A 21,114-nucleotide genomic window follows, 5' to 3' on the forward strand; every position below is an offset into this window, starting at 1 on the left:
CATTTGGTCTTACAGTAGCTGTACCTGCACGGAATAAAAAGTCGCCAGCTTCATGAGCAAATGAAGCCGCTGGAGCTAAAGTTGCAGCAGCCAATACAAGCGCAGTGAGTTTTTTCATTGTCAATCCCATTCCTATGTTTATTATTTAGCAAAAATATAGCCTATTCTTAAATTTAATATTCAAATCAAGATCACATCTTTTGCTAATTTATATATTTCTTAATAAAGCTGAGTTTATTATTCCATTACTGGTTTTTTCTATTTTGATTTGAATCAATTTTCATGAAATAACTATTAAAATAAAAAATGATTTTATATTAATGGCTAATTAAATCACGATTTAAATATATATTTAAAATACACCTTTAAGATTATTCTTTATTAATAGTGATACACTCATTTATGGTGTAGCACACTTATTTAGGCTAACTCCCAGACTTTTCTTATCTTTCTCTACCTATACGTCCGATACTCAGTTACAATCACCGTCAAATTTTTATTCCGTTTGTAGATAGGAGCAGTTACATGTCCATTTCGGCCAACTCACTCTTTCGTGACAGCATCAACTTTTTTAAAAACCAGTTGAATGGCCTCTTCACCATTGTGTTAATCGCCACCGCAATCAGCGTGATTGTCTACGCAATGTTAATTCCTAATGAACGGATGATTGGCGTGTTACTTGAAGCGCAGAACCAGCTACTTGATGCGGGCAATGCTGGGTTACAGAATTGGGTACTGAACTTACCTGAAGATGAGAAAAACAGCATTCTACGTGTGTCTATGGGCTTGATTTTATCCGTAGCATTGGGAAGCTTGGTCCTGATGTGCGGCGTGCTCTCTTATATCGCCAATTTATCTCGCGGTGAAGCCGTGAACGGGACTCAGGCATTAGTTTCATCATTACCTAAAGCCCCTGCGATGTTCCTGCTGCTGATTATCTGTTCCCTATTAATTCAGCTTGGTATCACCTTGATGGTACTTCCTGGTCTGATTTTGGCGATTGGCTTTTCTCTTGCCCCTGCCATTTTAATGAATGAAAAAGTGAATCCGTTTAATGCCATGGGCAAAAGCTGGAAGTTGGCATTTGCCAATTGGCGTATCGCTGCCCCAATGATTTTAATTTGGATGGCAACGCAAATGTTAGTCAGCATGCTGTTAAGCAGCCTGCAACTAAATCACATTGTGGTCAATGGTATTTCATTCCTGATCAACAACATGATTGCCGCTTTTGCCTTAATTTACTTTTTCCGTTTATATATGCTGAGCAGCAAAAACGCATAAATAGAAACAGATTTAATGATCAAAAAGGGCGTCTCTTCAAAGTGACGCCCTTTTGTTTTTCATCCTATCATACCATTACTCTGACAACTTACTATTGACGGTTCCTTCCTCGCTCTCCTTGCGTTCTTCAACACTTTTTTGCTGAATATGCTGCTTACTCTGGATCAAGCGGATAGCGAAATAGATATCTGGCACCACCAGTAAATCATCATCAGAACGACTAATTTTATTTTGTGATAACCAACGGTTTAGAGATGTCCGTCGTCCTGCTAGCACCAGCGTGACCCCTTTCGCTTTTAATGACGTCACGAGCTCGTTAAGTGCCGAAAATACACTCACATCGTTATGGGTAAAGCTGACCGCTGCATCGACAATGACCCACGCCGGACGTTTACGTTCGCTATCTATATGCTTATTTAAACGATCTTTAAAATAGTTCACATTGAAATAGGTCAGCGGTGAGTTAAAACGATAAATCAGCACGCCTTCAACCGCCTGAATATCATTATCCGGGTTCATTGAGTGCAACATACCCTGCTCGTCAACACCCAATAACTGATCTGTCGGGCGGAATATCACCCGCAAAAATTGCAGCAAACCTAACAACACGGCAAAGCCCACTCCGCTGATCAAGCCGACCACTAACACCGCACATAAAGTAAAAACGCATAAGAAAAAAGCTTGTCGGTTACGTTTACGCATGGCATAAATGCTGCGAAAGCTGATCAGTGAAAATGTTGAGACCACCAGCACCATACCTAATGCGGGCATCGGAATATAACCCAGCAGATCTATTGAAAATAGCAATACCACCAAAATAGTGAGCGCAGCAATGACCGATACCATCTGTGTTTTACCGCCCATCATATCGTTCACAGCAGTTCGGCTACTGGCCGCACTCACAGCAAACCCTTGAGATAATGCAGAAGCGATATTCGCCATGCCTAAGGCTCGTAGCTCTTGATCAGCATCCACGGTATAACCATTTTTGCTAGCAAAGCTCCGCGCCGTCATCATAAAGCTCACAAAGCTGATGACTGCCAAGTTTAAGGATGGCGTCACCAAATCCCGCAATAAGCCGGGGTTAAAATCAGGAGCCGCTATCGAGGGTAACCCATTACCAAGATTACCGACGGTACTAATGCCATATTGCTCAAGATTGAAAACAATGCTGGCGCTCGTTGCCAAGACCATCGCAATTAACAGTGATGGCCACTTACTGCGTATCCGTTTGATAACCATCGTCACAGTAAGTGTTAACACCGCCACCGCTAATGTCGGAATATGGGTTTCAGGTAGCGCAAGCGGTAATGCCACTAAACGCTCAATAAACCCGGAAGGAAGGGAATCAATACCGAAAATTTTACCTAGTTGACTGACAATAATAGTTAGTGCGACCCCATTTAATAACCCTTGTAAAATCGGCCCTGATAAAAAATCCGCAAACATCCCCAGACGAAAACGTGCCGCAATCAAGCACCATATTCCCGTCATTAAACTCATTACAATAATTAATTGCCAACGGGTATTCTCATCCCCCATCGCCAAGGGCGCAACGGCAGCGGCGATCACCGCACAAGTTGCCGCATCCGGTCCAATGATTAATTGTTTAGAGGTTCCAAACAATGCATACATCAGCATTGGTAAAATACAAGCATATAGCCCGACAATGGCATTGATCCCCATGAGTTCAGCATAAGCAATTGCCACAGGCAGCGCCACGGCGGCGACCGACAACCCCGCTTTCACATCCGGTCCCAAGTTCGCCAACTGATATTGGCTAAAGGTTTGTAAACCGGGCATCAGATTAAATAATCGCGCCTTTATCATGGGAAAAAATCTCTAAAAATTAATCAGTTAATTTCTTGTGTAGACTATTTATATCCGAACTATTAAAGTTTATCTAGGACTAAGTCAAATAAGGGTAAAATAGTGCAAATTTGATTGGTTTGCAGGCTTAACTCTTGGTAAAAAAGAGCAAACTTTTAACAATCTGCGCAAAATCAGTTAAACTACGCCACTATGTTTAAGTTGACTCCGTTTGAATTGACTATATTTAAGCTGACTATATTCACGTTAAGGATCTGAATCCACTGTTATGAAACAACTTATTGATTTTATTCCTTTGGTTATCTTTTTTCTCTTTTATAAGCAATACGACATTTATGTTGCTAGTCAGTCATTACTGATAACCACCCCAATTTCCTTACTGGTCACTTACTTCATTTATAAAAAAGTGGAAAGAGTGGCAAAAATCACCTGTGCGATTGTGATGGTATTTGCAGGGTTAACGGTGTTATTTCACAGCGCTGACTTTATCAAATGGAAAGTCACCATTATTTATGCTCTGTTTGGTATTGCTCTATTTGCGAGCCAATGGTTTACAGAAAAACCGCTCATCCAAAGAATGCTGGGTAGCAATCAAGAAATTAAATTAGCGGATAGCTATTGGTTAAAATTAAATACCGCTTGGGGTATTTTCTTTATTGCTTGCGCTGTTATTAATATTTACGTGGCATATTGGATGGCTGAGAGTGTTTGGGTCAACTTTAAAGTGTTTGGATTGACGGCTGGCACCTTAATTTTCACGATCCTTAGCGTGGTATATATTTTCAAACACATGACTAAAGAACCTCAGGCGGAAAAGCCAAAAGAGTAATTTATTTCTTCGAAATATTATGATGATAAATAAGCTGCGCACTTTCGCAGCTTTTTTATGCCTATCACAGTGATTTGTTACAATTATCTGTGACTGGATGTACTCTAGCGGTTTACTATACTTATGTTTGTTTGCTATAAATGAGCAACAAAATCATAGTGTTTAATTCCTTTTAATAAAGAGTTTGATATGCAATTACCTAACGGTGAACTCGTTTTACGTACTTTGGCAATGCCTTCAGATACCAATGCGAATGGCGATATTTTTGGTGGCTGGCTAATGTCTCAAATGGATATTGGCGGCGCGATTTTAGCAAAAGAAATTGCTCTGGGTCGCGTAGTAACAGTGGCAGTCAATGGCATAAAATTTCAAAAACCAGTTGCTGTTGGTGATGTTGTTTGTTGTTATGCTCGCTGCTTAAAAACAGGGAAAAGCTCCGTCACTATCAATATTGAAGTGTGGGTGAAAAAAGTGGCAACCCATCCTGTAGGTCAGCGTTATCAAGCTACTGACGCGGTATTTACTTATGTGGCGGTCAATGATGACAATACGCCTCGTGCATTACCTGAAGATAAGCAACACTTCGAATTAGAAAGTTCGCAGCCTCAAGCTTAATCATTCATATACAGTAAGGGCGCTTCATAAGCGCCCTTTTTTGATCCCGATATTTCCTAGCATTTAAGCTTGGCTTACTGTGCCATCTACTTTGAAGTAAATTTCAGTGGTATAACCTTTCGCTGGTAGCTTTTCATATTTCCAACGGTTCATTGCACGCTTCACATCGCGCTCAAACATCCCTTTAGGTGAAGCTTCAACAAACTCAATATTTTGCACTCGCCCATCTTCATCGATGTCATAACGTACTTTCACATAACCATTTTTTCCTAAGCGACGAGCGCGGTCTGGATATTCAGGCGCTTGTTTACTTAATGCTTTTGGACCACGCTGACCAGTGGATTGGTTAGATGCTGTTGCATTATTTTTGACGTTAGTATCAGTTCCGCGCGTGTTGGTGACTTCTTTTGGCGTAGTATCTGTATTTGTGGATGGCGTTTTGTTCATCGCCAGTTGTTTTTCAACAGGTTTAACTGGCTCCTGTACTTTTTTCGGCTCTTTTTTAGGTTCTTTTTTCGGTTCAGGTTTCTTTTTTACTTCTGGTTTTTTCTGCGGTAAGACTATCGCTGGTTCAACAATAGGCTCGGGTTCAATGATAGGTTCAGGTTCAACCACAGGCTCTGGCTCTGCCTGTGTTTCAGCTGGTGGAGTGGCTGCTGGTTCAGCAAAAGAAAGCATTGCTATCGAGATTGGCTCCTCAGGTTGAGGAAATTTCGGTTGATTAAAAATCCACGCCATTGCCAAGCCCGCATGAATTGATAATGAAACAGCAATGATCACTAACAGTCTGATACCACGCATATGCAATTTTTACCCTACACCGTTTACTTATTGAATATGGCTAATAGTTTAAATGCAAATAGCAATCATATTCAATAAGGTTTAGCGAACAAAGTTAAAAATGTGAGTATAAACGTGAATACCCTTACTCAATCCACTGTGTAAATAACAGGGAATGACGGCGTTTATAGATGTCCATTTTGCGGAGCGAATAAATGTGCATATTGCGGCGAGAGTGTCTTTCTAACCAACGGCGACGGCGGCGAACGACTTGTCTTAGCATTCTCCAGCGACCCACTTCTTGCCTACTGCGTCTCATCTTTTTAATCCTTATCAGGTGTATGTTCGTAACAGCGAAATATTATATGCCTTTGCTCACGAGAACCAAGTGGAAGTTATCAAAGTGTTGATGAAATTTACCCCGTAAAAGAGAGGTAGATTTATTGAATTTGTCATTAATTGCACTTTTATCTATTTAACTCAGTTTTTATTCAGAACTTTTACTAAATTCTGGTATGTTTATTCTTAGTCTATATTTAATAAGACATATTTTCTTTTTTCGACTCTTTTTCTCTCTGTCAGTGAGGCTTGTTATCCATTATGGCAACCGTCTACACCTTAATGAGTTGGTTACTGTTTTTCCTGTATTGGTTAATTGTTGCTGGGGTTACTGTTCGTATCCTCGTCACACGTCGCCCCGTCACTTCGGCGATGACATGGTTACTGATCATTTATATCCTGCCTCTGGTGGGGATCATCGCGTATGCCGCATTTGGTGAACTCCATTTAGGTCGACGTCGTATCGATAAAGCCCATCAAATGTGGCCATCGGTTGCCACTTGGCTGGAAAATCTACGTCTCTCCAAACATATTTTTGCTAATGATAACAGCCCCGTTGCGGAGCCATTATTCCAACTGTGTGAGAAACGCCAAGGCATTGCAGGCGTCAAAGGCAACCGTATTCAATTACTGACCACCAGCGAAGACTCACTAAAAGCCATTGCCAATGATATTAATAATGCCAAGAACTCTATCGAGATGGTGTTCTATATTTGGCAGCCAGGTGGGCTTGTCGATGAAGTCACCGAAGCCCTTCTCAATGCGGCAAAACGTGGTGTTAAATGCCGCATTATGGTGGACTCCGCAGGAAGCTGGCATTTTTTCCGCAGTGATTATCCCGATAAAATGCGTGCCGCAGGGATTGAATTTGTTGAATCTCTGAAAGTAAACCTAATGCGTTTTTTCCTGCGCCGTATGGATTTACGTCAGCATCGCAAAATCGTTGTGATTGATAACTATATTTCTTACACCGGCAGTATGAACATGGTGGATCCTCGCTACTTTAAACAAGATGCGGGGGTCGGTGAGTGGGTAGATATTTTAGTCCGTATGGAAGGCCCTGTGAGTACCACATTAGGGATTGTTTACGCCTTTGACTGGGAGATGGAAACCGGACAACGCATTTTACCGCCACCACCAGATAGCAATATCATGCCGTTCGAGCAAGATAACGGACATACCACCCAAATGATTGCATCAGGTCCTGGGTTCCCTGAAGAACTTATTCAGCAATCATTAATGACGGCGATGTTCTCAGCTCGTAAGCAGCTGATCATGACTACCCCATACTTTGTCCCAAGTGATGATTTACTGCATGCAATTTGTACCGCAGCGATGCGCGGCGTTGATGTCAGTATCATCATGCCACGCCATAATGATTCTTTCTTGGTTCGCTGGGCCAGCCGCTCTTTTTACACGGAATTACTAGAAGCTGGCGTAAAAATCTATCAGTTTGAAGATGGATTACTGCACACCAAGAGTGTCTGTGTTGATGGGGAATTAAGCTTAGTCGGTTCAGTGAACTTAGATATGCGCAGTTTATGGCTGAACTTTGAAATCACAGTCGTGATAGACGATAAAAGTTTTGGTAGCGATCTGACGCTGGTTCAGTATGATTATATGGCTCGCTCTACACGTTTAGATATTGAAGAATGGGAACAACGCCCGTTCTGGAATCGTGTGATTGAGCGTCTGTGCTATTTCTTTAGCCCATTATTATGATAATAGCTGTGATCAAATAGCTATTATCACCATTGCTTAACCGTTAGGAAAACGTCATGAGCCAGAACCCAAGTATTAACTTAATCGATGAAGATGAAATCATTGAAATTGCCTATGACCTTTTCCTTGAAGGTGCGATGGATAACTTAGAGCCTGCCGACCAAGTGATTTTCGCGTTACAGTTCGAAGAGTGTGGCGCGGCTGAAATTGTACCATTTAGTCAAGATTGGCATATTCTTGCCACCCAAGGATTACCTTTAGCGCAAATGAGTGAAGTGGTGATCGGGCTTGCTAAAAGCCCAGAGGATGAAATTGACGATATCTTTGCACGAATTCTTATCAGCCGTAACCCTAAGCACCCTTTCCAACATATCGAATGGAAACAGTAATCCAAAATAAAAGATGGGGGAAATATTCCCCCATCTTTTATTAAACTTTATTCTGCTAAATCCAACTGTAAATGATGCTTTTTAATATAGTGACTTAGATTATTGCGAATATAGTCACCCTTATCTAATGGGTATTTTTCCCACGCCGCCACAATATACGGTTCCACCCCGTCGACAAACTCAGGGGAACGCGCGACAGCTTGGATCGCGGTTAATGCAACTTCACTCTTATCCGCAATCATATATTCAAAGTAATTAGTGACCTTTTGGCTAAAATTTACATCATGGGAAGCCGCATATAACGCACTGACGGCAATCTGACCATCCGCATGATTAAATAAGTGTTGGAAATCTTCCACTTTGACCGCTTGCAAGTCCTTGAGGATATATCCTGCAAAGCTCACCGTGTCTGCGTGTTCGCACTGTGCTAATTTGGCTAAAATAGCCGATTGAAACTTTGCTAAATCGGATTTTTGATACCAATAAATCAGCTGCAATCCACGATTGATTTGCACTGAATTTTGGCTTTCAAGCGTTTGGGCTAAATAGTCCGATGAAGCATCAACGGAGTATTTTGCTAATACTTCCAACGCCTTCACATGGTAAACGTTGAGTGTTTCGTTATCTAATATACGAGTGAGTTGCTCAATGCCCTTTTCCGATAATGACGGTAACTTTTTCAGTCCTTCTAGTGCTGCCAGCTTCGTCTTTTCATTATCGTCATGATGAAATAGGTTGAATAACGCAGTTTCATTGCCGCCCATTCGATGCCCAAACCAGCCTGTATCGTATTGCTGAATAATTTCATCCAGCCAGCGCTCATACCAATCCAAAAAGTGGCTTTCATAAGCAAACTGATACGGTGTTGGTGAGTCACACCATTCGTGGGTATAAACCAGTCGCCCAGCATGTTTTCCCGTCACCACCAGCAGAATGTCATATGTACAGCCGCAAGTCCCAAGGTAAAACAACCCTTGGTGAAGCAAGCTTTCCCGTGAGTCGTACTCTTCATCACTGCAATCTTCCGCTAAGTGGCTGAGTGTTTGCCACTCTTTATCGCTCATGGTTGGGCTAAGCACGCAAGGTAATGCCACCGAATCATAACGATTTTCGCTGTCTTCAAAACGTTCTACGCCGTAATAAGGACCTGCGCCACCATCGCCCAATTGCGTCATAAACTGCACATATTCTTGGGGTAAATTCACCCCAATTCGGCGCTGCCACTGCGCTATCTGTGCCATATCCAAAGGTGGGTTGAGCTGATAATGGTGGCTGTCCGCTCCGAACAACTCTTCATCGCTGTCCATTTGCTTAGCAAGGGGGAGTTTTTGTTGTATACGTTGAATTTGGTCATCCGCATAACGCTGGTTGATGGCTTGCCATGTCTGATGTATTTGATGGATCTGCTGCAAGTGGTCACTCATTAATGGTTACTGTCCTATCAAGTTTTAATTATTTATTTTTAGCCTTTAATATCATAGCTAACTGATTATTTTAAGTAGCAATTGGGGTTGAATTCTCTGAAAATTGTTTCGCATAAAAAAGGCTCCGCTTTATAAATGATAAAGGGAGCCTTAATACAACAATAAAACGCAAATCTTACCAATTACAGTGGATCAATTTTCAAACAAGATACTGCGTGCTTGAAACTTCCTTCGAGTAATGGGCGGGTTTTGGCGCATTCTGCATCAGCACTTGGGCAGCGTGTTCTGAATACACAGCCTGAAGGCGGATTAATGGGCGATGGCAATTCCCCTTCAAGAAGCTCAATTTGCTTATTTTTTTCCTTATCTGGATCCGGTACTGGCACCGCAGACATCAATGCGCGCGTATAAGGGTGCAGCGGGTTGTTATACACTTCATCATAAGTCCCCAGCTCCACTGCATGTCCTAAATACATCACTAATACGCGGTCAGAAATGTGTTTTACCACCGCAAGATCGTGGGCAATAAAGATTAAGGAAAGTTTCATTTCCCGCTGAAGTTCTTGCAGTAAGTTCACCACTTGCGCTTGAATGGAGACATCCAGTGCAGACACAAGCTCATCACAAATCACCAATTTCGGCTCTAAAATCAGCGCCCGTGCAATCCCAATGCGCTGACATTGACCACCAGAGAATTCATGAGGATAACGATTGATCAGGTTCGGCAATAAGCCAACTCGCATCATCATTTTCTTTACTTTTTCAGTAACTTCTTTTTGTGGCATCTTCGGATGATAAGTTTTTAGTGGCTCCGCGATAATATCTCCAATCGTCATCCGTGGGTTTAAGGATGCCAGTGGATCTTGGAAAATCATTTGGATATCGCTACGCACATTACGCCACTGCTTGTCGTTCATGGTGAGCAAGTTTTGTCCTAACCATGTCACCGTGCCGCTAGTGGATTTAACCAAACCAATTAATGCACGCGCAAATGTGGATTTACCACAGCCAGATTCCCCCACCACGCCCAAGGTTTCCCCTTCGTATAAACGCAGTGTCACTCCATCGACGGCTTTTAAACTTTTATCCGGCTGCCAGAACCATTGTTGTTTATCTCTAATGGAAAAATGCACTTTTAAGTCATTGACTTCCAGCAGCACCTGCCTATTTTCTTGGCTCATACTAATTCCTCCACAGGCTTAAAGCAGGCACGTAAACGAGATTGTGCAAAACTGGATAATTGAGGCTCTTGCTCTACACAGTGCTGGTTTGCATATTGGCAACGCGGCGAGAACGGACACCCTTTTGGTAAGCGTAACAAGTTTGGCGGATTGCCTGGAATCGTGGCTAAGTTATCGTCATCACCATCTAAGCGTGGCACTGCTGCTAATAAACCCAGAGAATACGGATGAGATGGCTGATAGAAAATATCTCGTGCGCTGCCATACTCCATCGTACGCCCCGCGTACATCACGAGTACCTTGTCACACACACCGGCGACAACCCCTAAGTCATGGGTAATTAAGATGATCGCGGTATCAAATTCCTGCTTCAGTTCATTCAGCAAGGTCATGATCTGCGCTTGTACCGTGACGTCCAATGCGGTTGTCGGTTCATCGGCGATCAGCAATTTTGGTTGGCACAGTAGCGCCATCGCAATCATCACACGCTGGCGCATACCACCAGAAAACTCATGCGGATACATATTCATACGTTTACGGGCTTCCGGCATTTTTACCGCATCCAGCATACGCACAGATTCTTCAAAAGCCTCTTTCTTGCTCATCCCTTTGTGCAGCATCAACACTTCAGATAACTGCGTACCGATTTTCAGGTATGGGTTGAGGGAAGTCATAGGGTCTTGGAAAATCATGGAGATCTCTTCCGCACGCATGCGGTTAAGCTCTTTCTCCTTGAGGTTTAAAATCTCACGTCCATTAAACATGGCAGAGCCACCTACACGACCATTTTTTGCCAGTAACCCCATCAAAGCAAAAGCAGTTTGGGATTTACCCGAACCGGATTCCCCCACAATTCCCAGTGTTTCCCCTGCACTCAATTCAAAATTGAGTTTATTCACCGCGGTCACATTCCCATCTTGGGTAGCAAATGTGACGTTTAAATCCTGCACTGATAATAAAGGGCTTTTGCGTGTTGAATGTTCCATAAATTAGCCCCTTAGCGATCTTTCGGGTCGAGGGCATCACGTAAGCCATCGCCGATAAAGTTGAAACAAAACAGCGTGATAACTAAGAATCCTGCGGGGATCAGCAGTAACCACGGTGTGACTTCCATAGAGTTAGCGCCATCACTGAGTAAAGCACCCCAGCTACTGAGCGGCTCTTGAGTTCCTAAGCCAAGGAAGCTTAAAAATGATTCAAACAGAATCATACTTGGGACTAATAATGATGCGTAAACCACCACCACCCCCAGTACGTTAGGGACGATATGACGCAAGATAATGTGACGCGTGCTGACACCACAAACTAATGCCGCTTCAATAAACTCTTTGCGTTTTAATCCTAATGTTTGTCCACGCACGATACGCGCCATATCCAGCCATGACACCACCCCAATGGCGACAAATATCAGCAGGATGTTGGTACCGAATAAAGTCACTAACAAAATAACGAAAAACATGAACGGGAAGGAGTTTAAAATCTCCAGTAAGCGCATCATGATAGAGTCAACTTTACCGCCCACATAACCTGCCAGTGAGCCATATAAGGTTCCGACCACCACCGCGACTAATGCTGCCGCAACGCCAACCATTAAGGAAATTCGTCCACCAATTGCCACACGCACAAGTAAATCGCGCCCAGAAGCATCGGTACCAAAATAATGTCCGGTCGCCCAATCAGGTGGCGTTGACATCATTTCCCAGTCGGTATCGTCATATAAAAATGGCGATAACATCGGGGCAAAAATCACAAACATCGTAATACAAAACAGCACACACAGGCTGACAATCGCCGCACGGTTATGCATAAAGCGTCGTCTTGCATCTTGCCAAAGGCTGCGCCCTTCAATATCTAATTGCTCAGAAAAGTTTTCCAGAGCTTCACTATTTTTGTTGTTTAGTAACATAGTGTTTCCCCGGTCTTAGTAACGAATTTTCGGGTCGATGACGGCGTACAGCACATCGACGATAGCATTAAAGGCAATGGTCAATACCCCAACTAAAATCGTTAAGCTAAGCACTAACGAGTAATCACGGTTTAATGCGCCATTGACGAACAACTGTCCAATTCCCGGTAAGCCGAAAATGGTCTCAATCACCATGGAACCCGTGATGATCCCCACGAATGCAGGTCCCATATATGAAAGCACTGGCAGTAATGCAGGTTTTAACGCATGGCGGAAAATAATGGTACGCAGCGGTAATCCTTTTGCGCGCGCAGTACGAATAAAGTTTGAGTGCATGATCTCAATCATCGAACCACGGGTAATACGCGAAATACTGGCGATATACGCCAAAGAGAGTGCCACCATCGGTAAAATCATGTGCGTGACGTTACCACCATCCCAACCTCCACCGGGGAGCCATTTCAAGTGAATGGCAAAAATCAGCACCAAAAGTGGTGCCACAACAAAGCTTGGGATGACAACCCCCGTCATGGCAAATCCCATGACTGTAAAGTCCCATTTGGTATTTTGATTTAATGCGGCAATCACCCCCGCAGTAACACCAAATAACACGGCAACCACAAAGGCTGTTGCGCCTAATTTTGCAGACACGGGAAAGGCTTTCGCAACTAAATCGTTGACGCTATAGTCTTTATATTTGAAAGAAGGACCGAAATCCCCTTGAGAAAGTTGGAATAAGTAGCTGAAATACTGCTTATACATTGGGTCATTAAGGTGATATTTCGCCTCAATGTTAGCCATGACTTCGGGTGGAAGCTTACGTTCACCAGTAAACGGGCTGCCCGGTGCGAGTCTCATCATAAAAAATGAGATGGTAATAAGAATAAATAAAGTCGGAATTGCTTCAAGCAAACGACGCAAAATAAATTTAAACATTGCCCTTTCCTACTTCTATTGCCATTAAGGCTAATGGCTGGCCCTCAAGGAGCCAGCCTGTTGTGATTAGTGCTTGATGATATACAGATCTTTAGTATGTAAATTATCTAATGGATCTTTACCCGTATATCCACCCACGTATGGCTTCACTAAGCGGGTGTTCACATAGTAGTAGAGAGGCACGATACCAGAGTCTTTATCTAAGAGCTTTTCGGCTTGTTGGTACAACTCAGCACGCTCTTCGTCCGTTTTCACCTGAAGTGTTTTCTTCATGATGGCATCGAAATCTTTGTTTTTATAATGCACGGTATTGTTACTGCTATAAGAAAGCAGCATGTTTAAGAAGGATGACGGTTCGTTATAATCCGCACACCAGCCCGCACGCGCCACATCATAGTTACCTTGGTGACGACTATCTAAGAAGGTTTTCCACTCTTGGTTTTCCAGTTTCACGTCAGCGCCAATGTTTTTCTTCCACATGGATGATGCAGCGATCGCGATACGTTTATGTAAATCTGACGTGTTATACAGTAAATTGAATTTCAGTGGATTTGATTTGTTGTAACCCGCTTCTTCCAGCAACTGTTTGGCTTTTTCATTACGCTGCTCTTGGGTCATATTGGCATACCAATCTGGTTTTTCTGTCTTCATGCCGCTAGTAAACGGTGGTGTGAAGCCATAAGCCGGAATATCACCTTGCGCTTTCACTTTGTAAGTGATGACATCTCTGTCCATTGAAAGTTTTAATGCTTCACGAACACGCGGGTCATTAAACGGCGGTTTTTCGTTATTAATTTCGTAATAATAGATACAGAGATACGGATTTACACGCAGCTCTTTTGGCATATTTTCTTGTAGTGACTTAAATTGTTCGATCGGTAAATTGCTATAGGTCATATCAATTTCACCACTGCGGTAACGGTTAACATCCGTGACTTCAGAGGAGATAGGTAGGAAAGTCACTTGGTCAATCACGGTGTTTGCGTTATCCCAATAAGTTGGGCTACGTTCTAAAACAATACGTTCGTTAACTGTCCAATCTTTTAATTTATAGGCGCCATTACCCACAAAATTGGCTGGTTGAGTCCACTTAGCACCATATTTTTCGATTGTTTTTTTATTCACTGGCGACATCGAGGAGTGTGCCAATAATTTTGGAATATAAGGGACGGCTTCACTCAAACTAATCACTAAAGTTTTATCATCCAGCGCTTTAATGCCCAGCTCTTCTGGCTTTTTCTTACCGGCAATGACGTCATCAATATTTTTGATATGTGCATACTGCAAATAACTCGCGTATGGGGATGCGGTATCAGGATCAGCGAGTCTGCGCCAGCTATAAACAAAGTCTTCGGCCGTGACAGGGTCACCATTTGACCATTTCGCGCCATCGCGAATTTTAAACGTCCACTCGGTGAAATCTTTATTTTCCCAGCTCGTAGCAGAGCCAGGTAAGATTTCACCATCAGGACCCACAATCGTAATCCCTTCAAAAAGATCTCTTGCTAAAGCCGACTCTGGAACACCTTCAATTTTATGCGGATCAAGGGATTGAGGTTCAGAACCATTGTTGCGAACCATATTTTGTTTTTCAGCCAGTTCGACACCCGCTGGTACCACTGCACCATAACTTGTCGCCATCGTCCCTGCCATTAACCCAGCAGCAACGCTTAAAGCAACAAATGTCTTATTCAGTAATTTGCTCATTATTTTGGTTACTCCCATACTATTGTTTTGGTTGTGTTGTTGATGCATCTGCTTACTGAGTCAGTAAGCAATTATTTTGTTTATTACAAAATTATTAATTAGTAGAATTAATATATAACCGCTTAATATCCATGTGATCAAGAGGGTCTTCACCTTTAAATCCTCCGATTGTGGGCTTGATCATCCTTGCACTCACACGGTAATAAACGGGAACTAGCGCAGATTCCTTATCCAGCAGGGTTTCCGCCTGTTGGTAAATCTGTTGACGAGCTTGGTCATCCGGTGCCGTTAAAGCCTCTAATAACAGTTGGTCATAGGCTTTATTTTTATAGGCCGCCGTATTGTTGCTGTTTTCTGATAGTAATGAATTCAAAAATGCAGAAGGTTCATTGTAATCGGCACACCATGTTGCTCTTGCAACCTGATAATTTCCTTCATGGCGATTTTGCAGTGTGGTTTTCCACTCTTGGTTTTGCAGTGTTACCTCTGCGCCAATATTTTTCTGCCACATGGATGCCGCTACAATCGCCTGCTGTTTATTTTGGTCTGAGGTGTTATATAGCAAGGTAAACTTGAGCGGATTTTTGGCGTTATATCCAGCCTCCGCGAGCAACTCTTTCGCACGTTGATAACGCTGTTCTGGCGTGAGCTTTGCCCATTCTGGCACTGCAAAATTACCATTATGGATAAACGTTGGCGTAAAACCGTAAGCCACCGTCTGTCCTTGATCGATAATTTTATTAGTGATGGTTTCTCTGTCTAAACCTAACTTAATGGCTTCTCGTACTCGAGGATCCGTGAATGGGGCTTTTTGATTATTAATTTCATAATAAAACGTACACAGAAACGGACGAACATACAGTTCGTTCGGCTTTTCCGCTTTCATCTTTTTGAATAGTGTTGGGGGAATAGCTGAATTACTAATATCGATTTCCCCACTGCGATAGCGATTGTTATCACTGACTTCAGAGGTAATCGCTAAGAATGTCGCTTGATCAATCTGCGTTTTTGCGTCATTCCAATATAACGGATTACGTTTGATAATAATTCGCTCGTTGACCGTCCACTCATCCAAAACATAGGCGCCATTGCCCACAAAGGAACCCGGTTGAGTCCATTTATCGCCGTACTTTTCAATGGCTTTACGGTTAACGGGTTTCATTGAAGTGTGGGAAAGCATATCGATAAAATACGGAACGGGATGGCTTAGGGTGACTTGCAAATGTTTGTCATCAAGGGCTTTAACGCCCAACGATTCTTTAGGTTTTTGACCTTTTAAAATAGCGTCTGCATTTTCGATATAAGCATTTTGTAAATAACTGGAATAAGGCGAGCCAGTTTTGGGATCCGCTAAACGCTGCCAACTATATACAAAATCCTCTGCAACAACGGGAGTGCCATCACTCCACTTGGCATCATCGCGTAAGGTAAATGTCCATACGGTGTAATTTTCATTTTGCCAATGGGTTGCCATACCAGGAACCGCCACACCATTAATATCGTCGTAAACCAGCCCTTCCAATAAATTTAAAATAATATTGCCTTCAGGTACCCCTTCGACTTTATGAGGATCGAGTGAAGTCACTTCTGAACCGTTATTGACCACTATTTTATTTATGGATGTTGTATTTAATGGGGATTTATCGGGGGTTGATGAAGCTTGAGCAGAAATTGTTAATGAGAAAATGAGACAGGAAAGTAAACTGTGCTTGGTAGTAAGTTTCATCGTTGCGCCTTCTCCATTTCATAGTTGCGGTTTTACAGTTAACGTTTCAACGTATGTTGAACGACGTTTAGTTCGCCTACACATTGTTGATTTACTACTACTCTAGTCACTGTTTCTTAAGCTGTTTTCTAATTTAATCACCAAAAGCTTTCCTTAACGGTGCAATTTTGCTCAGAAAGCTTATAAAAAAAAGTTATAAAAATTACATTTATTTAACATTTAAAGTTGGAGAGCCTATTAAAAAGGGGTAACACACTTCCTCAACCTTTAAATACTCAAATAAAAACAATTAGATAATAAAAAACCTTAAGTTACTCTTAAAATTTTCATCAACATTAATCCAAACATATCATTAACAATCTCTAATGAGAATAGTGAATAAATTTACGCAGCTCACATTTCCTTACTTTTTATGCCTGATTTTGCAAAAAGTGCGACACATAATCACATTTCAAATTTATCGCGTAGAGGAATTATTTTGATTGTAAAGGACGGTTTGATTACACATAACAAGCCAAAATATTTGAGTGAATATTTTGAATTCGAAAGGAATAATGGAATGAAGGGAAAGGTAGATGAGAATAGCCGTCTCGTAAGACGGCTAAATAACACTCACTATAAAAGTCCTGGAAATATGGCTTTAACACCCGTTACAGCGATTTCGATACCTAATGACATGAGTAGTAGCCCCATGATACGAGTGACAACGTTGATGCCCGTTTGCCCTAAGTAACGAACCAGTAAAGACGCAGAGCGGAACAACAGCCAACAGCAAAAAGCGAACAAAATACTGGTTAACGCTAAACCAATAAAGTTCTGCCAGCCAGTCCATCGCGATGACCAGACAATGCACGAACTGATTGCACCGGGACCCGCCATTAACGGAAGCGCTAACGGTACCACTCCAATACTATCGCGCACTGCGGTTTCTGTTTTTTCTTGTTTGTTCTGTTTGTCCTCACCAATTTTACCGCTGATCATCGATAGCGCGATGGTGACAATCAGAATTCCCCCCGCGATGCGGAATGAGTCAATTGAAATACCAAACAGCTGTAATATCGAGTCCCCCACCAGCAACGATGTACAAAGAATAATTGCGACTGATGAGTTGGCTATCGTATTAGTTCTATTGCGGCTCGCAACGGTTTGATAGTTTGTCATACTAATAAACACAGGCAGGATACCAACCGGGTTTACCAACGCAAATAGACCAATAAAAAATTTAATATAGCCTGATAAATCAAGTAATGTTGCGCTCACCCATTAATACCCTCATAAAATTCTTAAACAAGAAACGCTTACCTGAACTAATTTTATCACTGAAATCGCTAAAATCCTTAGTTAAAGAACAATTTTGTGCATCTTAGTAGAATTATTTATTGCAACTTATCTTAATGACCAAAAAAGAATGATTTATTCACCTCTTTTTAGCGATAAATTAATCATTTTTTTGCAAATCAATGAATCCCATAAAAACAGCATGCTGAATGGAGTCAGCTTGCATACTTTGTGATTTAGATCACTTTATTAAATTCCCTTTTTGTTAATCTAGTCTCAACTGATAAACGCGGTAATCAATCAGTTAATTTTTACTTTTTGAGCTATTTATCTGAGATTTATAAGCCAATTAGCATGGGCGAAAAGCATTATTATTAAGTTTATCTATACTGTTGTTTTGGGTGGTCGTTTTAGATGTTCTAGTCACAACAGCTTTTTTTAGATGCTTTGCTCATTGGCTTAAAAATTTTAACTTTATCAGGAGTAATCTATATGTCCGTAACAAACGTTACTGAACTCAATGAACTTGTTGCTCGTGTCAAAAAAGCTCAACGTGAATTCGCCAGCTTCTCTCAAGAGAAAGTGGATCGTATTTTCCGCGCCGCTGCTCTTGCTGCTGCTGATGCACGAATTCCATTAGCAAAACTCGCAGTTGAAGAGTCAGGCATGGGGATTGTTGAAGATAAAGTGATTAAAAACCACTTCGCTTCTGAGTATATCTACAACGCATATAAAGACGAGAAAACCTGTGGTGTTCTATCTGAAGACCCAACTTTTGGTACCATCACCATTGCTGAGCCGATTGGTATTATCTGCGGTATCGTTCCAACCACTAACCCAACCTCTACCGCAATTTTTAAATCATTAATTAGTTTAAAAACCCGTAACGCTATTATTTTCTCTCCACACCCACGCGCTAAAATTGCGACTAACCGTGCTGCTGAGATTGTATTGAACGCGGCCATTGAAGCTGGCGCACCAAAAGATATTATTGGCTGGATTGACTCCCCTTCTGTTGAGCTATCCAATGCGCTGATGCACCACCCTGACATTAACCTGATCTTAGCGACAGGTGGTCCAGGCATGGTGAAAGCGGCTTACAGTTCCGGTAAACCTGCGATTGGAGTGGGTGCGGGTAACACGCCAGTTGTTATCGATGAAACCGCAGACATCAAACGTGCCGTTGCCTCTATCTTAATGTCAAAAACATTTGATAACGGCGTAATTTGCGCATCTGAACAATCTGTAGTGGTGGTTGATGCTGTTTATGATCAAGTTCGTGAGCGTTTCGCTACCCACGGCGGCTACCTGTTACAAGGTAAAGAGCTCAAAGCGGTACAAAATATCATTTTAAAAGATGGCAACTTAAACGCGGCTATCGTGGGTCAACCTGCATTTAAAATTGCAGAAATGGCGGGCGTTATCGTTCCTGAAACCACTAAGATCTTAATTGGTGAAGTCAAACTTGTGGATGAGTCAGAGCCATTCGCTCATGAAAAATTGTCCCCACTCTTAGCAATGTATCGCGCTAAAAACTTTGAAGATGCAGTAGAGAAAGCTGAACAGTTAGTGGAAATGGGCGGTATCGGTCACACCTCTTGTCTCTATACTGACCAAGATAACCAACATGACCGTGTCAGCTATTTTGGCGAAAAAATGAAAACGGCGCGTATTTTGATTAATACCCCTGCGTCTCAAGGCGGTATCGGTGACCTGTATAACTTTAAACTGGCGCCGTCTTTAACCTTGGGTTGTGGTTCTTGGGGGGGTAACTCCATCTCTGAAAACGTGGGACCAAAACATTTAATCAATAAGAAAACCGTGGCAAAAAGAGCTGAAAATATGTTGTGGCATAAACTTCCTAGTTCAATCTATTTCCGCCGTGGATGTCTTCCAATCGCTTTAGAAGAGATAGCCACTGATGGTGCGAAACGCGTCTTTATCGTGACCGATAGCTACTTATTTAATAATGGCTATGTTGATGAAATTGTCGATGTTCTGAAAAAGCACCATATTGAAACCGATGTTTTCTTTGAAGTCGAAGCTGACCCAACATTATCCGTTGTGCGTAAAGGTGCTGCTCAAATGCAAGCCTTCCAACCGGATGTGATCATCGCTTTAGGTGGTGGTTCCCCAATGGATGCTGCGAAAATCATGTGGGTGATGTACGAACATCCAGAAACACACTTTGAAGAATTAGCATTACGTTTTATGGATATCCGTAAACGTATTCACAAGTTCCCAAAAATGGGTGTGAAAGCAAAACTGGTCGCTATCACCACCACTTCAGGTACAGGTTCAGAAGTGACGCCATTTGCTGTTGTGACGGATGATAAAACAGGTCAAAAATACCCATTAGCGGACTACGCATTAACACCAAATATGGCGATTGTTGATGCTAACCTCGTGATGAACATGCCTAAATCCTTAACCGCGTTTGGTGGTTTGGATGCAGTGACTCACGCATTAGAATCTTATGTTTCTGTTCTGGCAAATGAGTTCTCTGATGGTCAAGCACTCAAAGCACTGACCCTGTTAAAAGATTATCTGCCAGCAAGCTACCATGAAGGAGCAAAAAATCCAGTAGCAAGAGAGCGCGTTCATAATGCGGCAACATTAGCCGGTATTGCTTTTGCTAACGCCTTCTTAGGGGTTTGTCACTCAATGGCGCATAAACTGGGATCGGAATTCCATATTCCACACGGTTTAGCAAACGCCCTATTGATTTGTAACGTAATTCGTTTCAACGCAAATGATAATCCAACTAAGCAAACAGCATTCAGCCAATATGACCGCCCTCAAGCACGCCGCCAATACGCTGAGATTGCAGACCACTTAGGATTAACCAAAGCAGGCGACCGTACTGGTGCGAAGATTGAACGCTTACTGGCTTGGTTAGAAGAGATGAAAGCGGATTTAGGCATTCCTAAGTCTATCCGTGAAGCCGGCGTTGCCGAAGCGGACTTCTTAGCTCACTTAGATAAACTGTCTGAAGATGCATTTGATGACCAATGTACTGGCGCTAACCCACGTTATCCGCTGATATCTGAAATTAAACAACTGTTACTGGATTCTTACTACGGTCGTGAATTTACTGAAAAAAGTGCAGAGCCAGCAGCACCAAAAGCTGAAAAGAAAAGTAGTAAAAAATAGTTAACTCGTTGATGGCTT

Annotated in this window: 17 protein-coding genes and 1 pseudogene; 6 read left to right on the top strand and 12 right to left on the bottom strand. The window is 42.2% G+C overall.

Annotated elements, in window-relative coordinates:
• Window positions 1-118, bottom strand: a pseudogene (locus tag GKR71_RS18575) (outer membrane protein OmpW); the annotation flags it as partial.
• 407 nt (window positions 119-525) lie between these two features.
• On the opposite strand from GKR71_RS18575, the gene GKR71_RS18580 reads away from it, so the two are divergent.
• Window positions 526-1,281, top strand: coding sequence for a YciC family protein (locus GKR71_RS18580; protein ID WP_036956530.1), 756 nt, complete (start codon window positions 526-528; stop codon window positions 1,279-1,281).
• Window positions 1,282-1,356: 75 nt separating this feature from the next.
• Here the strand turns inward: GKR71_RS18580 and GKR71_RS18585 are convergent, their stop codons facing one another.
• On the bottom strand, window positions 1,357-3,111 hold the full coding sequence (locus tag GKR71_RS18585) for a SulP family inorganic anion transporter (protein WP_154599227.1): 1,755 nt from the start codon (window positions 3,109-3,111) through the stop codon (window positions 1,357-1,359).
• A 268-nt stretch (window positions 3,112-3,379) separates the two neighbouring features.
• Between GKR71_RS18585 and GKR71_RS18590 the strand changes: the two genes are divergently transcribed.
• Both GKR71_RS18590 and yciA read left to right on the top strand, forming a co-directional pair.
• The gene (locus tag GKR71_RS18590; RefSeq protein ID WP_108478077.1) at window positions 3,380-3,940 is read left to right on the top strand and encodes a septation protein A; all 561 of its coding nucleotides are present in this window, start codon (window positions 3,380-3,382) and stop codon (window positions 3,938-3,940) included.
• A 189-nt stretch (window positions 3,941-4,129) separates the two neighbouring features.
• Entirely contained in the window at window positions 4,130-4,555 is a 426-nt protein-coding gene (yciA, locus tag GKR71_RS18595) for an acyl-CoA thioester hydrolase YciA (protein ID WP_006658727.1), read from the top strand.
• A 63-nt stretch (window positions 4,556-4,618) separates the two neighbouring features.
• Here the strand turns inward: yciA and GKR71_RS18600 are convergent, their stop codons facing one another.
• Together GKR71_RS18600 and GKR71_RS18605 are read right to left on the bottom strand one after the other, a co-directional pair.
• Complete coding sequence (locus GKR71_RS18600; RefSeq protein WP_036956526.1) at window positions 4,619-5,356, bottom strand: TonB family protein; 738 nt, start codon at window positions 5,354-5,356, stop codon at window positions 4,619-4,621.
• 124 nt (window positions 5,357-5,480) lie between these two features.
• Window positions 5,481-5,654 carry a YciY family protein gene (locus tag GKR71_RS18605; protein ID WP_132496008.1) on the bottom strand — a complete coding sequence of 58 codons (174 nt, stop codon included), beginning with the start codon at window positions 5,652-5,654 and terminating at the stop codon, window positions 5,481-5,483.
• Window positions 5,655-5,935: 281 nt separating this feature from the next.
• Between GKR71_RS18605 and cls the strand changes: the two genes are divergently transcribed.
• Together cls and GKR71_RS18615 are read left to right on the top strand one after the other, a co-directional pair.
• Window positions 5,936-7,396, top strand: a complete 1,461-nt coding sequence (gene cls, locus GKR71_RS18610) for a cardiolipin synthase (protein ID WP_036956524.1) — start codon at window positions 5,936-5,938, stop codon at window positions 7,394-7,396.
• A gap of 56 nt (window positions 7,397-7,452) precedes the next feature.
• Window positions 7,453-7,785: an HI1450 family dsDNA-mimic protein gene (locus GKR71_RS18615; RefSeq protein WP_036956522.1), complete on the top strand. Its 333-nt coding sequence runs from the start codon at window positions 7,453-7,455 to the stop codon at window positions 7,783-7,785.
• A 47-nt stretch (window positions 7,786-7,832) separates the two neighbouring features.
• On the opposite strand, the gene GKR71_RS18620 is transcribed toward GKR71_RS18615, so the two are convergent.
• The 8 genes from GKR71_RS18620 to GKR71_RS18655 form a co-directional block, all read right to left on the bottom strand.
• A complete protein-coding gene (locus tag GKR71_RS18620) occupies window positions 7,833-9,209 on the bottom strand; it encodes an SMI1/KNR4 family protein (RefSeq protein WP_154634679.1) in 1,377 nt (458 codons plus the stop codon).
• A gap of 182 nt (window positions 9,210-9,391) precedes the next feature.
• Window positions 9,392-10,390 (bottom strand): murein tripeptide/oligopeptide ABC transporter ATP binding protein OppF, encoded by a 999-nt coding sequence (oppF, locus tag GKR71_RS18625; RefSeq protein ID WP_154634680.1) that lies wholly within the window; start codon window positions 10,388-10,390, stop codon window positions 9,392-9,394.
• Window positions 10,387-11,376, bottom strand: coding sequence for an ABC transporter ATP-binding protein (locus GKR71_RS18630; protein WP_154634681.1), 990 nt, complete (start codon window positions 11,374-11,376; stop codon window positions 10,387-10,389). The genes oppF and GKR71_RS18630 overlap by 4 nt, the downstream gene beginning before the upstream one ends.
• Before the next feature lie 11 nt (window positions 11,377-11,387).
• Window positions 11,388-12,296: an oligopeptide ABC transporter permease OppC gene (oppC, locus tag GKR71_RS18635; protein ID WP_154634682.1), complete on the bottom strand. Its 909-nt coding sequence runs from the start codon at window positions 12,294-12,296 to the stop codon at window positions 11,388-11,390.
• A gap of 15 nt (window positions 12,297-12,311) precedes the next feature.
• On the bottom strand, window positions 12,312-13,232 hold the full coding sequence (gene oppB, locus GKR71_RS18640; protein WP_036956512.1) for an oligopeptide ABC transporter permease OppB: 921 nt from the start codon (window positions 13,230-13,232) through the stop codon (window positions 12,312-12,314).
• 66 nt (window positions 13,233-13,298) lie between these two features.
• The gene (gene oppA / locus GKR71_RS18645; protein WP_108478074.1) at window positions 13,299-14,939 is read right to left on the bottom strand and encodes an oligopeptide ABC transporter substrate-binding protein OppA; all 1,641 of its coding nucleotides are present in this window, start codon (window positions 14,937-14,939) and stop codon (window positions 13,299-13,301) included.
• Between the two features lie 94 nt (window positions 14,940-15,033).
• Entirely contained in the window at window positions 15,034-16,665 is a 1,632-nt protein-coding gene (locus tag GKR71_RS18650) for an ABC transporter substrate-binding protein (RefSeq protein ID WP_036956508.1), read from the bottom strand.
• Between the two features lie 615 nt (window positions 16,666-17,280).
• Window positions 17,281-17,925 carry a YchE family NAAT transporter gene (locus GKR71_RS18655; protein WP_036956506.1) on the bottom strand — a complete coding sequence of 215 codons (645 nt, stop codon included), beginning with the start codon at window positions 17,923-17,925 and terminating at the stop codon, window positions 17,281-17,283.
• A 510-nt stretch (window positions 17,926-18,435) separates the two neighbouring features.
• On the opposite strand from GKR71_RS18655, the gene adhE reads away from it, so the two are divergent.
• Entirely contained in the window at window positions 18,436-21,096 is a 2,661-nt protein-coding gene (gene adhE, locus GKR71_RS18660; protein ID WP_108478072.1) for a bifunctional acetaldehyde-CoA/alcohol dehydrogenase, read from the top strand.
• Window positions 21,097-21,114: the final 18 nt, after the last annotated feature.

Origin of the sequence: Providencia sp. wls1922 (assembly GCF_009706505.1) — a bacterium.
Classification (GTDB): domain Bacteria; phylum Pseudomonadota; class Gammaproteobacteria; order Enterobacterales; family Enterobacteriaceae; genus Providencia; species Providencia lanzhouensis.